Genomic DNA, 13,236 nt, shown 5'->3' with positions numbered 1-13,236 from the left:
AGGCCGGGCCGCCCGTCAACGGTCCTGGAGCAGCCCGAGGACGTTCCCGTCGGGGTCGGTGAACGTGGCCACGAGGCGGCCGCCGCCGACGTCGTGTGCCGCCTCCTTCACCACGCCACCCGCGGCCGTGACCTCGGCCAGCTTGGCCGCGATGTCCGGTACGTGCCAGTACGTCACCGGCGAGGTCATGCCCCCGCCGCCCGGCACGAGCCCGATGTGCTGGCCCTCGACGTCGAAGCCGACGTAGTAGGGCGCGTCGGCCGTCGGCTCCGCGCCGAGCAGGGCGACGTACACGCCCTTGGCCTTCTCCAGGTCGGAGACAGGGTGCAGCACGGTCTTGATTCCCCGGGTGGAAGAGCTGGTCATGATCACTCCTGAAGGTGGTGGGTGTGGCGGCCGTCTCTGGTTCCAGGACGGCGCGAGGGCTGCCGTGAGGGGCGCTGTCCGCGGAGTTCAGGCTAGGCGCGGCTCATGAGCGGCGCTTCTCCAAAACTGCTCACTTTCGGTGGCCCTCCGCCCCTCCGGGGAGTCGGGCACGGGTTCGAGCGTTCCGCGCGACGAGTGGACCGTCGTCCGGTGACGACACCATGGGGCCGCTCAGGCGTTGGGGTTGCCGTGGTGCGGGTGCAGTGACGGTTCTGCACTGGGCGGGCGCGGGCTACGGACGGCGGTGACTGCCGACGGACGAGGGGCAGGAATGTGCGGAGCATGGCGGACGTGTGGACACGCAAGGGCGGCGACAGCGCGCCGTCGGCGGAGGGCCGCGGCCAGGTGCCCGGTCCTCTGGTGGGCCGGGAGCGGGAGTCGCGGGCCCTGCGCACGCTCCTGGAGAACCATCGGCTGGTGACGGTGGCCGGCGAGGTCGGCGTGGGCAAGAGCCGACTCGCGGCGGAGGCGGTCGCCGGCCTCGGTGCGCGGGGGTCGGTGGAGCCGGTCCTCGGCGGGGGCGAGGGCCCGGTTGGCGTGGAGGCGGTCGCCGATGTCGGTGCGCGGGGGGCGGTGGAGCGTGTCCTCGGCCTGGGCAAGGGCCGGCTCGCCTCGGACGTCGGCGGCGGCGCGCAGGGGGCAGGGCCGCGCGTCATGGTCGTCCGCTGGCCGGGGGGCGGGCAGGGCGCCGGGTCCGGTGACGCGGGGCCGGGGGCGCCCGCCTCGCTGACGGCGGCCGTCTTGGAGGCGGCGGGTGGGATCCACGGGCGGCGCGGCGCGTCAGCGGCGGGTGGTGCCGGTGCCGGAGCCCTCGCCGAGCGGCTGCGCGCCGCTGACGTGCTGCTCCTCCTCGACGACGTCGATCCGGTCCATGCCGAGTGCGTGGGCATGGTGCAGACGCTGCTGGAGTTCGTACCGTCGCTGCGCGTGCTCGTGACCGCGCGCCGGCCCCTCGGGCTGGGCGGCGAGGCCGTGCTGCGTCTCGCGCCGCTCGGCACCGAGCCCGCGGACGACGACCGGGCCGCGCCTGCCGTGGAGCTGTTCCTGGAGCGGTTCCTGGCGCGGGCGGGCGCCGCCTTCGACCCCGGCGACGGGGAGCTGAACTCCGTGGCGGACATCTGCCGGTACGTGGGCGGGCTTCCGCTCGCGGTCGAATTGGCTGCCGAGCAGGCCGCCAGGAGCAGCGTGGTGGAGGTCGCGGTCCGGCTCGAGGAACACCAGTGCTGGCTGAGCGCCCCGGACATGGCCGCGCCTCGGCACCGGTCGCTGCGGGACGCCGTCGCCGCGGCCTACGTGCTCTGCGACCGCGATGAGCGGATCGTGTGGGCCCGCGTCGGCATTCTGCCCGGAGACTTCGACGAGTCGACGGCTGCGTTCGTGTGCGCCGGCGGCGGCCTGGCCCCGGCCCGGGTGCCCGCATGCCTGACCCGCCTCGCCGCGATCGGCGTCCTGACTCCGGTCCGCGACCCCGGCGGCATCCGCGAACCGCGCTACCGGATGGCCCCCGCCGCCCATGACTTCGGCGGCGAACGGCTGCGTGAGGCGAGGGAGTTCGATGTCGCCGCCGAGCGCCGCGCGATCCACTTCCACCGGGTGGCCGCCCTCGCGGAGAACCTGTGGAGCCTCGGCAGCCAGGCAGAGGCCGTACGGCTCGTCCTTGACGAGGCCGAAGGGCTCAGGGCGATGCTGGAGTACGCGCCCCGGCAGCCCGAACTCGCGGCGGCGGGCCTGGAGTCCGTACTGAACCTGTGGTTCTGGTGGTCGGTCTACGGCGAAGCCGACGAGGGGCGCCGCCATCTGCTGCGGCTGCTCCCGATGTGCCGCTCGGACACCCTCCTGATCGGGCGCGGCCTGTGCCTCGCGGCCTGGCTCACGGCGGACGGCGACCCTTGCGGAGCCGACGAGCTGCTCCAGCACGCGTGGTCCGCCGCCGTCCTGGCGGGGGACGACGCGACGATCGGCCGGATCGCGCACGTACAGGGCATGCTGGCGCTCCACGGGGGCGACCTCGAACGGGCCGCCGAGCAGTTCCAGGAGGCGGCGGGCACGATCCCGCCGCACGCCCCCGGCGGACTGCCGCCCGCAGTGAGCCTGGCCGCTCTCGCCGTGACGCAGGCGGAGCGGTCGCCACGGGCGGCACGCCGGAGCGCCCGCCGCGCCCTCAGCCAGCCCGGCATCAGCGGCGACGCCTGGGCGTGCCTCATCGCCCGCTACGCCCAGGCGTTCGTCGACCACAGCGACGGCCGCACCGGCAGGGCCCGCCAGCGCGCACACCGCGCGCTCGCCGCCCTGGACGGCCGGCTGCCGGCACCGCACGGCTGCGCCGCGCTGCGGGATCTGATCACCGACATCGACCGGGGGAGCCGCGGCGGCCTGCCGACGGTGCCCGAGCCACGGGGGTGTACGGCGGTGGCGCTTCCTGCGCAGGTCGGGAGCGGCATCCCGGGCTGAGTCGGCGGCGGGACCGCGTCAGGCCGTGGGCGCGCCGGGGACGCGGCGGCTGCCGCCGTTGCGCTCCTGCCACAGCCGGTACACGTCGACGGCGCTGTCCCGCGGCTCGTGACGCATGGGCAGGCGCCGCTCGGTGCAGTCCTTGCCGAACTCACCGTAGAAGGTGTCGAGTTCGAAGTACTTGCGGTCGTCGACGTAGTGCGGCTCGTAGGCGTCGCGAGTGGTGAGGAAGACGACCTCGTCGGGGGAGCAGTAGTACAGCGAACCCAGGCACATCGGGCAGGGGTGGGCGAGTACGTAGATGGTGGCGCCGACCAGGTGCTCGGTGCCGAGCTTGCGGCAGGCGTCGCGGATGGCGAGGATCTCCGCGTGCGCGGTGGGGTCGGAGGTCTGGGCCACCCTGTTGGGGCTCTCGGCGAGGATCTCGCCGTCCTTGACGATGACGGTGGCGAAGGGGCGTCCGCCCTCTTCGACGTTCTGGCGGGCGAGGTCGACGGTGCGCTGGGCGAAGTCCATGGGGGTCCTCCGGGAGACTGCGTGAGGCCGAGGTATCGGTTCTGACGAAGGCTCAGAAGGGCTTCGTGGGCAGGTACTTGCCGTCGAGGGTGATGACGGCGCGCTCGCCGCCCTCGGGGTCGGCGACCTTCTTCACGTCGAGCTTGAAGTTGATCGCGCTGATGATGCCGTCGCCGAACTGCTCGTGGACGAGCGCCTTGAGGGTGGTGCCGTAGACCTGGAGCATCTCGTAGAAGCGGTAGATGGTCGGGTCGGTCGGAATGCCGCCGGGGATCGAGCCGCGCGTCGGGATGGTCTGCAGCAGCAGGGCAGCGTCCTCGTCCAGGCCGAGGAGTTCCGCGACGGCCTCGGCGGACGTCTGCGGCAGGGCGTGCTGGCCGAGCACGGCCGCGGTGACGAAGGCCGGTGACAGCCCGGCGGCATCGGCGATCTGCTGCCAGGTCAGGTCCTTACGGGTCTTGGCGCCGACGGCGGCGACGGCGAGGGTCTCGCGGGCGGTGGGGTCGAACTGGGCGTGCGGCATGGGGGTTCCTCTTTCGGGGGTGGGAGGTGCGGGGTGCGGGATTCCGGGTTCGGGATTCGGGTTCGGGAATCGGGTTCTGTCTTCGTCGGTTCTGGTCGGTTCTGGTCGGTTCTGGTCGGTGCGGTCAGGCCGCGGTCGCGGTGACGCCGACCGGTTCGACGGCTCCGGTGGCGATGTCGAACACCCAGCCGTGCAGCGTGAGCGTTCCGTCGGCCAGAGCGCGGGCCACGGAGGGGTGGGTGGCCAGGTTCTGCAGTTGTGCGGACACGTTGGCCCGCACCAGGGCGGCGACCCTGGCGGGACCCGACGCGGCCGGGACGGCGGCGGCCCGGGCCCGCGCGGCGTCCGCGTGCCGCAGCCACCCGGAGACGACCGGCGCCGCGCCCAGGTCGTGCCCCTCGGCCAGGGCGGTCATTGCCCCACAGGCGGAGTGGCCGCACACGACGATGTCGCTCACGTGGAGCACGGCGACGGCGTACTCGATGCTCGCGGCGACGCCGTCGGGGTCCGACGCGTAGGCCGGGACCAGGTTGCCCGCGGTGCGGACGACGAACAGCTCGCCGGGTTCGCTCTGGGTGATCAGTTCGGGGACCACGCGGGCGTCCGAGCAGCCGATGAAGAGCGTCGTCGGGTGATGGGCCGTGGCCAGGCGGGCGAAGAGCCCCGCCTTTGCGGGAAAGACGTCGCGGCGGAAGCGTGCGAGGCCGTCCGAGAGATCGTGCATGGGTCACTCCCTTCGATGACTGCCGGCCCGTCGGGCTGACGAGATCCACCATGCATGACCAGCCGCTATAGCGTCCAAGACGCACTGACCATGACTCCGATAGATGACATCTATGTCTCCGCCTATAGTCGGGGTATGGGTCCCGAACTTCGTCATCTCCGCTATCTGATCGCGGTGGCCGAGCACGGCAACTTCACCCGTGCCGCCGAGGAGCTGCGCATCTCCCAGCCGACCCTGTCCCAGCAGATCAGACAGATGGAGCGAGTCGTCGGGGCCCAGCTGCTGGACCGCAGCGGCCGCACGGTGCGTCCCACAGACGCCGGCGAGGCCTACGTGTTCTACGCGAAGCGTGTACTGCGGGACCTCGCGGCCGCCGACCGCGCCGTCGTCGACGTCGCGGACCTCTCGCGGGGCCACCTCCGTCTCGCCATGACGCCCACGTTCACCGTCTACCTCATCGGCCCGCTCGTGGACACGCTCCGCAGCCGTCATCCCGGAATCACCGTCGATGTACGGGAAATGACGCAGGATCACATCGAGGCGAGCCTGCTCGCCGACGAACTCGACCTCGGGATCGCCTTCGAGGGGTCGCATCAGGCGGGTATCGCCGCCGCAGCGCTGTTCACCGAACACCTGAGCCTCGTCGTGAGCGCCGACGGCGATGAGGTCCGGGGCGGCCGGCCACTGCCCGTACGCGAACTCGCTGACCGCCAACTGGCCCTGCTCAGCGGTGATTTCGCGACCCGGGGTCACATCGACGACTATCTCTCGGCGTATCGGGTCGATCCGGCGGTCGCCGTCGAGGCCAACAGCATCCTGGCGCTGACCGAGATCGTGCGCCGCTCACGCCTGCTCGCCACGGTGCTCCCCGACGCCATCGCCGAAGATCACCCGCATCTTCGGCCCGTCCCTCTCGACCCGCCCCTGCCCACCCGCACCGCCGTGCTCCTGCGCAGGGAGAGTGCCTACGAGAGCGCGGCCGCGCGCGCGTTCGCCCGTCTCGCGCGCGACCTGGCCAAGGACCGCGGCTACCGTCAGGCCTGACCGCGCCGAGCCGTCGGCGGAGGCGCGTGCGGGCTGCCGCCCGCTGCTTACCGGGGGGTAGGCCAACGCGCCTCCCTTGTTATACGGTCCGTCTAACAAGCGGGCGGGTGGCCTCTGCAGAGCCCTCGTCCACCTGTGCTGACCTGGTGACTTCGCGCAGCCCGCGGAGCCGGCAGGCGGCGCCCCGCCGACGGGCCGCGACGGGGCGACGGTCCGTGGCCCCGTGCGTGTGCCCGCACGGTGGCCTCCGTGATGAGCCCCGCTTACCCCCAGGTGTACTCACGGACGGCGACGGACACGGCGCGCACCGACAGGAAGCGCACCGACAAGGAGCGCACCGACAGGGAACACGCACCGACAGGCAACGCACCGACAGGCAACGCACCGACAGGCAACGCACACGTCTGATCCAAGGAGCCGCAGCATGGCAAGCAGCACTGTCCGGCCGGAATCGCGCGATTTCCCCGACGAGCGCGGCGTCTCGCAGCGACTGCTGGAATCGGCCGCCGTGCTGGCGTACGACCCGGCGACCGAAGTGGACTGGGAGACGCCCCTGGACAAGGACTTCCACGGCGCGAGCCCGGAGTGGAGCACGCTCTACGGCACCGCCTACTGGGCGGAGCTGACCGAGGAACAGCGCAAGGAACTGACCCGGCAGGAAGCCGCTTCGGTGGCCAGCACCGGCATCTGGTTCGAGATGATCCTTCAGCAGATGGTGCTGCGGGACATGTACGCCAAGGACCCGACGAAGGCCGACTTCCAGTGGGCCCTCACCGAGGTCGCCGAGGAGTGCCGCCACTCGATCATGTTCGCCCGCGGCGCGCAGAAGCTGGGGGCGCCGGCCTACCGGCCGCACCGGTTCGTCATCGAACTCGGCCGCGTGTTCAAGACGCTCGCCTTCGGGGAGGCGGCGTACGCCGCGATCCTTGTCGCCGAGGAGGTCCTCGACGTCATGCAGCGCGACTGGATGCGCGACGAGCGGGTCGTGCCGTTCGTCCGCACGATCAACAACATCCATGTCGTCGAGGAGTCGCGGCACATGAAGTTCGCCCGCGACCAGACGCGCAAGCGCCTCGCCGGTGCGGGCCGGATCCGCCGGCACATCAACGCCTTCGTGGTCGCGACCGCGTCCTACTTCATCGTGACGAGCATGGTCCGCCGCCAGGTCTACGAGAGCGCCGGACTGGACGTGCAGCGCGCCGTGGCCGAGGCCAGGGCCAACGAGCACCACAAGTCCATGATGCGCGCGAGCTGCTCGGGCCTCATGGAGTTCCTGGCCTCCGCACGGCTGCTCACCAGGCCGGCGCTGGCGTTCTACAAGCGTGCCAACCTCATCTGAACCGACGTGAGTTGACGACATGACGTACGCCATCACCCAGACCTGCTGCAGCGACGCGACCTGTGTCGCCGTGTGCCCGGTCAACTGTATTCACCCCACGCCCGAGGAGCGGGCGTTCGGCAGCACGGAGATGCTGCACATCGACCCGGTGTCCTGCATCGACTGCGGCGCGTGCGCGGACGCCTGCCCGGTCGACGCGATCTTCCCGGTGGACCGTCTCGCCCCGGAGCACAAGGAGTACGCCGCGATCAACGCCGCGTACTTCGAAGCCCGGCATACGGGTACGGGCACGGACGCGGTCGAGGACAGCCCCAACTTCCATGTCTGGGGCAGCCCCTCGTTCCCGCGCGTCCTGCCGTCCGACCTCGCGCCGCTCAGGATCGCCGTCGTCGGCACCGGACCGGCCGGGATGTACGCGGTGCAGGACCTGCTGCTGCACACCAACGCCGAGGTGACGCTCATCGACCGGCTGCCCGTGGCCGGCGGCCTCGTGCGCTACGGCGTGGCGCCGGATCACCCGGCCACCAAGAAGGTGGGCGAAACCTTCGCCAGGTTCCACACCCATCACCGGGTACGGATGCACCTGGGCCTCGAAGTGGGTGAGGACGTCACCGCGCAGGAGCTGGCCGAGCACCACGACGCGGTCATCTACGCCGTCGGGGCCGCCGCCGACCGCCGTCTGTCCGTCCCCGGCGAGGACCTCACCGGCAGCATCTCGGCCCGCACCTTCGTCGCCTGGTACAACGCCCATCCGGACGTGGCGCACGAAGCGATCGACCTCTCCGCCGAACGCGTCGTGGTCGTCGGCAACGGCAACGTCGCCCTCGACGTCGCCCGCGTCCTCCTCGCCGACCCGGACACCCTCGCCCGCACCGACATCGCCGACCACGCGCTGAAGGCGCTGCGCTCAAGCTCCGTACGCGAAGTGGTCCTGCTCGGGCGCCGTGGCCCCGAGGATGCCGCCTACACCACGCCGGAGCTGCTGGCGCTCAAGCACGTGCCGGGCCTGCGACTGCTCGTCGACGACCATGATCCCCGTATCGCCGCGGCCATCGACGAAGCCGGTCCGAGCGACAGGGCCGCCGTTCTGAAGGGCGTTCCCCGCGGCGGCTTCGAACCGGACGTGGCACCGCCGCCCGGGCGGCGCGTCGTCCTGCGCTTCCACAGCTCGCCCGTCGAGATGCTCGGATCGGAACAGGTCGAAGCCGTGCGCACCGAAGGGGTGTCGGGGGAGCGAGTGATCGCGGCCGGGATGGTGCTGCGCGCGATCGGCTACCGCGGAGACCCCCTCTCCGGCCTGCCCTTCGACGAGGCCACCGGCACCGTTCCGCACGAGGGCGGACGCGTCAGCGGCATGCCCGGAACGTACGTCGTGGGCTGGATCAAGCGCGGCCCCAGCGGCGGAATCGGCGCCAACCGCACCTGCGCCGCCGAGACGGTCGCCACGCTGCTGGCCGACGCCGTCTCCGGCGCGCTGCCGACGCCACCGCACGCGCCCAAGACGTTCCACCGGCTGGCCAGGCGCCGCAACCGGCGCGTCCTCGACGCGAAGGGCCTCGCGGCGATCGAACGGGCCGAGGCCGCGCGGGGCCGCGAGGCCGGCCGGCCACGGGTCAAACTGGCCACGGTCGACGAGCTGGTGGCGAGCGCGAGGCGCCGGCGCGTGCTCCGGTGAGGTGAACCGGTGGGCCCGGCGCGGCAGTTGGCGCGCCGGGCCGGGATCTATCCGGAGGTGGGTGTCGGGCCGCCCGCGGCGGGACGGCGCGAGCGCATCATGGCGACGTATACGGCCGCGGAGACCAGGATCCCGACCGGCAGGGAGAGGTCGGTGCCGCCCGCCGCCCGGGCGATCGGCCCGGTGTACATCGGTGTGTTGACGCACTGGGACGCGACGGCGGTGGCGACCACCAGGGCGGTCACGCCGGCCCAGTTGACACCGCCCGAGTACCAGAACGCGCTGCCCCGGGACTCGTCGGTCAGTTCCCTGCCGTCGTAGCGGTTGCGGCGCCACAGGATGTCGGTGGCGTAGATCGCGATGCTAGGGCCCATCAGCGCCACCATGAGTTCGAGCATGTTGCTCACGGTGTCGAGGAAGTTCGAGACGAGCAGCGCGTACAGCGTCAGCGCCACACCGAGGGCCCCGTCGAGGGCGACGCTGCGGGACCTGCGGATCCGGACGCCTATCGACTGCAGGGCGAGGCCGGAACTGTAGGCGGTCATGGCGTTGTTGCAGATCGCGCCGAGGATGACGGCCAGGAGGAAGGCCGGCTTGAACCAGCTCGGCAGGATGCCCTCGAGAGCGGTCTGCGGGTCGGACATGTCGAGCGCGGTGCCTGCCAGGGCGCCGAGTGAGGTGAACAGGACGCTGGGCACGTAGGCGCCGAGCGTGGTCCAGCCGGCGATCGCTCCGGGCGAAGTGGTGCGGGGCAGGTAGCGGGCGAAGTCGGCGCTGTTGCTGTACGAGAGCGGCGCGGAGGCGACGAGCGTGATGCCGCCTATCACCACGGCCCACAACTCCGTGCCGTGGAGCGGGTGTCGGGGTGCGTAGCCCCAGTCGACGTGGCCGAGCACGTAGCCGGCCAGGACGACGAAGACCGCGGTCAGGGCCAGGGTGAACGGCAGGTAGAGCTTCACGATGGTGGCGTGGCCGTAGACGCTGATGGCGAGCGTCGCCGCGGCCAGCACCACGATGACGACGACCTTGACGCCCGTCGTGAGCTCGAAGCCGGCCTTGTCGACGAGGCTGAAGGCGGAGAGCGAGGCCGCGGCCCAGCTGAGGGCCAGATAGCAGACGGACACGAACCAGCCGGTCAGGGCGATGTTCGCCCGGTTGCCCCGGACGCCGAACATCGCGCGCGTGATCACCTGGCTCGGGGTGCCGGCCGCGGGACCGCTCACGGCGACAAGGCCGACCAGCGCCCAGCACAGGTTGCCCGCCGCGATCACGCCCAGCGCCTGCCAGAGGCCGAGGCCCATCAGGATGAGGGCGCCGCCTACCACGAGGCTGAGATAGCTGACGCTGGGCGCCGCCCACACGGCGAACAGCTCGCGGGCGCGTCCGTGCCGCTCGGCGTCCGGGATGAAGTCGATGCCGTGCGCCTCCACGCGCCCGGCCCGGTCGACGGGGGGTGTGGCGGCTTGCGTCGTGGGGTCTGGGATCGTGGGAGCCATGCAGTCCTCCGAACAGGCGAGCACGGGAGCCGACTTGTCTATTGGTCAGGAATCCAATAGTGAGCAGGGGGTGCCGTCAAGCACTCGGCCGAAACGCGTGCGGAAGAATCCCGAGGCCCGCCGCGCCGAGATCGTGGCCGCCGCGGCGGCGATCGCCCTCGAGGAGGGCCTCGAATGCATCACGATGCGCCGGGTCGCGGACGAGCTCGCGGTGCGCCCCGGCCTGATCAGCCACTACTTCCCGGTCGCGGAGGACCTTGTCGCCGAGGCCTTCGGCGTGGCGGCGACGGCCGAGCTGGACGAACTGATTCCCGCCGGCCGGCCCGAGGGCGAGGCGCTGGAGGACCTGGCCCGTTTCTTCCTCCTGACCACGGGGGACCGCTTCGACGGCATGAGCCGGCTGTGGCTCAACGCCAGACACCTGAGCCGCTACCGGGACAGGCTCTGCGACCGCGTGGGGCACCAGGAGGCCCAGTGGCGCGCACGTCTGACCCAGCTCATCCGCGACGGCGTAGCGGCCGGGGTCTTCCGTACCGAGGACCCCGAGGTGACCGCCATCCAGATCCTCGTGGTCCTGGACGGCCTCGGCGCCCACGCCAACACGGAACGCATCAACCGCCCGCCGGCGGTGACGGCCATGGCGATCACCACCGCGGAACGCGAACTCGACGTGCCCGCCGGGAGGCTCGCCGAACTCATGACGGGCCCGCACCTTCGCGAAGAGCCGCGAGTCGAGCGCGACTGACCGCACGCCCGGGCCTGCTCAGGAGACCTTCACGGCCCCTGCGTCATGGGCGGCCCGGCCGCCGACGGTGGTCGCCCCGACCGTCAGCTCACCGATGTGTTCGGGGGTGACTCCGAGCAGGTCGCCGGACCGCCCGGCTGCCGGTGATGTACGCGGGGTGGGACGCGTCGCACTACGCCCCTTCCGCCCTTCACGCCCTGGTCGAAGGGCTGCGCGGCTACCGCGAGCTTCGTGCGGGCAGGATGGGCTCACTCCCGTCTGAATGACCGGGGATGTGCCTGGTCAGGGGTTGGTGAGGCGGAGCTGGACCTCGACCTCCTGATCGCCGGCGACGGTGCCGACCTTCTCGACGGCGAAGGCCGCGTCCAGGGTCCGGCAGAGGCGTTGCACCGCCACGGGGCAGCCCTGGAGGTCGGCCGTGACCGTTCCGGCAAGGGCTACGCCGGAGACCTCGGCGGGGGCGTGCTCCACGAGGAAGTTGCCCGTCCACGCCGCGGGGCGCGGCCCCTCGTTGCCGTGGGGGACGGCCTCGCCGCGGTCGGAGTCGAAGTGGTCGCCCAGGAGGTGGAAGACCGCGTCGGCGTCCGGCGCGGAGCAGTCGCCGAGCACGACCTCCACCAGGTCCCGGGACAAGGGGGCCTCCGGGGGGAAGGCTGTCGAAGCTGATGTGCCGTTCACGTCGTTCTCCGTGTCTCTCGGTGGAAACGGGTGGTCCTGTCACCGCCCACTCGGGCCTCCTTCCCCGTCATCCGGCGCAAGCGATGTGACCGGGAGCTCCACCGGTGCCAGTGGCCACATGGCCGGCCCCTGAAGCACCGACCCGTCCGTGGCGAAGCGCGAGCCATGGCACGGGCACTCCCACGTCGTCTCCGCCGCGTTGAACGCCACGATGCAGCCCAGATGTGTACAGCGCGCCGAGACCGCGCGGACCGTGCCGTCCTCGGCGCGGTAGACGGCGCACCTGTGTCCGTCGACGCGCACCACCGCGCCCGATCCCGGCGGGATCTCGGTGACGGAGTCGACATGGGCGGTGTGCAGCCGGTCGCGGACGAAGTGCCGTGCGACATCGGCCTGTTGCCGCAGCAGAGCGGGTGCTTCCCGCACGGTGCTCCACAGGCGGCGGGGGTCGTACAGCTCGGCCCAGGGCGGCTCGTCGCCGGTGATCAGCCCGCTCAGCAGCTGCCCGGCGAGGACGCCGCTGCTCATGCCCCATCCGCCGAAGCCCGTCGCCACATACGCGTGCCGGGCCCCGGGATGCAGCGGGCCGATCATGGGAATCCCGTCGCCGGAGTCGTTGTCCTGGGCTGCCCAGTGGTACGCGGTGTCCTCCACGGCGAAGTGCTCGCGCATCCACGTGTCGAGCCGGGCGAAGGCCGCCGCCGCGTCGCCCGTACCCGGCGTGAAGCACTCCCCGGTCACGATGAGCAGCCGCCGCCCGTCGGCGCCGTACGGAGCGGTGCGCACCGAACGCCTGCCCTCGTCCTCGGTGATGAACATGCCGAGCGGTCCGGGGTCGGCGGCGAGCGGCGCGGCGACGACGAGTTCCCGGCGCGGCTGGAGGCGGGCGAACAGGAACGCGCGGTCGAAGATCGGGTAATGGGTGGTGACGACGACGGCGTGCGCGGTCACCGTGTGCTGCGCCTCGGTGGTCACCGTGCACGGGATGCCGCCGAGCATCTCGGTCACCCGGGACCGCTCGAAGATCATGCAGCCTTGGGCGATCAGATCCCCGGCCAGCGCCAGCAGGTACTTGCGGGGGTGGAACTGCGCCTGGTCGTCGACCCGGACCGCGCCCGCGACGGCGAAGGGCAGACCCGTGTCCTCGGTGTACCGCGCGGGGAGACCGGCCTCGCGGGCGGCCTCGGCCTCGGCGCGCAGGACCCCCGTGCCCTCCTGGCGGACCGAGTAGGTGAAGGCCGGGGCGCGCTCCAGATCGCAGTCGATGGCCACGCCGGCACAGATCTCGGCCACGCGCTCCACCGCGCCCTGCTGCGACACGGCGTACAGCCGGGCGGCCTCCTCGCCGTGCGTGCGGCGCAGGCGGTCGTACACGAGGGTGTGCAGCGCGGACACCTTGGCCGTCGTGTATCCGGTGACTCCGGCGGCGATGCGGTCGGCCTCGAGGACGGCGACGGTCCGGCCCGCGCGCGCCAGCTCCCAGGCGGTGCTGAGTCCGGCGATTCCGCCGCCGACGACCGCGACATCGACCTCGACGTCCTCGTTGAGAGACGGGTAGGCGGTCGTGCCGCTGGTGTGCATCCAGTACGACTCGCCCAGCCCCGGCAGTTCCAGTCTCG

12 protein-coding genes are annotated in these 13,236 nt (G+C 72.0%); 5 read left to right on the top strand and 7 right to left on the bottom strand.

All coding sequences use genetic code 11. The features are described from left to right. Positions 1-15 precede the first annotated feature (15 nt). Positions 16-366 carry a VOC family protein gene (locus ACWIGU_RS06210; RefSeq protein WP_454397950.1) on the bottom strand — a complete coding sequence of 117 codons (351 nt, stop codon included), beginning with the start codon at positions 364-366 and terminating at the stop codon, positions 16-18. A 342-nt stretch (positions 367-708) separates the two neighbouring features. On the opposite strand from ACWIGU_RS06210, the gene ACWIGU_RS06205 reads away from it, so the two are divergent. Further along, a complete protein-coding gene (locus ACWIGU_RS06205; RefSeq protein ID WP_454397948.1) occupies positions 709-2,877 on the top strand; it encodes a hypothetical protein in 2,169 nt (722 codons plus the stop codon). Between the two features lie 18 nt (positions 2,878-2,895). Here ACWIGU_RS06205 and ACWIGU_RS06200 read toward each other — a convergent pair whose 3' ends face one another. From ACWIGU_RS06200 to ACWIGU_RS06190, 3 genes are all read right to left on the bottom strand, one after another. Further along, positions 2,896-3,393: a nucleoside deaminase gene (locus tag ACWIGU_RS06200; protein WP_454397946.1), complete on the bottom strand. Its 498-nt coding sequence runs from the start codon at positions 3,391-3,393 to the stop codon at positions 2,896-2,898. Positions 3,394-3,445: 52 nt separating this feature from the next. Then, complete coding sequence (gene cynS, locus ACWIGU_RS06195; RefSeq protein ID WP_454397944.1) at positions 3,446-3,916, bottom strand: cyanase; 471 nt, start codon at positions 3,914-3,916, stop codon at positions 3,446-3,448. Between the two features lie 124 nt (positions 3,917-4,040). Then, positions 4,041-4,640 carry a carbonic anhydrase gene (locus tag ACWIGU_RS06190; protein WP_454397942.1) on the bottom strand — a complete coding sequence of 200 codons (600 nt, stop codon included), beginning with the start codon at positions 4,638-4,640 and terminating at the stop codon, positions 4,041-4,043. Between the two features lie 135 nt (positions 4,641-4,775). Between ACWIGU_RS06190 and cynR the strand changes: the two genes are divergently transcribed. From cynR to ACWIGU_RS06175, 3 genes are all read left to right on the top strand, one after another. Next, a complete protein-coding gene (cynR, locus tag ACWIGU_RS06185) occupies positions 4,776-5,684 on the top strand; it encodes a transcriptional regulator CynR (RefSeq protein ID WP_454397940.1) in 909 nt (302 codons plus the stop codon). Positions 5,685-6,108: 424 nt separating this feature from the next. Continuing rightward, entirely contained in the window at positions 6,109-7,023 is a 915-nt protein-coding gene (locus ACWIGU_RS06180) for an AurF N-oxygenase family protein (RefSeq protein WP_454397938.1), read from the top strand. Between the two features lie 19 nt (positions 7,024-7,042). Then, positions 7,043-8,698, top strand: a complete 1,656-nt coding sequence (locus tag ACWIGU_RS06175; RefSeq protein ID WP_454397936.1) for an FAD-dependent oxidoreductase — start codon at positions 7,043-7,045, stop codon at positions 8,696-8,698. 47 nt (positions 8,699-8,745) lie between these two features. Here ACWIGU_RS06175 and ACWIGU_RS06170 read toward each other — a convergent pair whose 3' ends face one another. Next, positions 8,746-10,194: a purine-cytosine permease family protein gene (locus ACWIGU_RS06170; protein ID WP_454397934.1), complete on the bottom strand. Its 1,449-nt coding sequence runs from the start codon at positions 10,192-10,194 to the stop codon at positions 8,746-8,748. 97 nt (positions 10,195-10,291) lie between these two features. Between ACWIGU_RS06170 and ACWIGU_RS06165 the strand changes: the two genes are divergently transcribed. After that, entirely contained in the window at positions 10,292-10,939 is a 648-nt protein-coding gene (locus ACWIGU_RS06165; protein ID WP_454397932.1) for a TetR family transcriptional regulator C-terminal domain-containing protein, read from the top strand. A gap of 282 nt (positions 10,940-11,221) precedes the next feature. Here ACWIGU_RS06165 and ACWIGU_RS06160 read toward each other — a convergent pair whose 3' ends face one another. Together ACWIGU_RS06160 and ACWIGU_RS06155 are read right to left on the bottom strand one after the other, a co-directional pair. Beyond that, positions 11,222-11,572, bottom strand: a complete 351-nt coding sequence (locus tag ACWIGU_RS06160; RefSeq protein WP_454397930.1) for a hypothetical protein — start codon at positions 11,570-11,572, stop codon at positions 11,222-11,224. Positions 11,573-11,656: 84 nt separating this feature from the next. After that, positions 11,657-13,198 carry an FAD-dependent oxidoreductase gene (locus ACWIGU_RS06155; RefSeq protein ID WP_454398610.1) on the bottom strand — a complete coding sequence of 514 codons (1,542 nt, stop codon included), beginning with the start codon at positions 13,196-13,198 and terminating at the stop codon, positions 11,657-11,659. Between the last annotated feature and the right edge of the window lie 38 nt (positions 13,199-13,236).

This window comes from Streptomyces sp. NPDC055400 (genome assembly GCF_053644375.1).
This window is presented reverse-complemented; position numbering and strand designations above follow the sequence as displayed.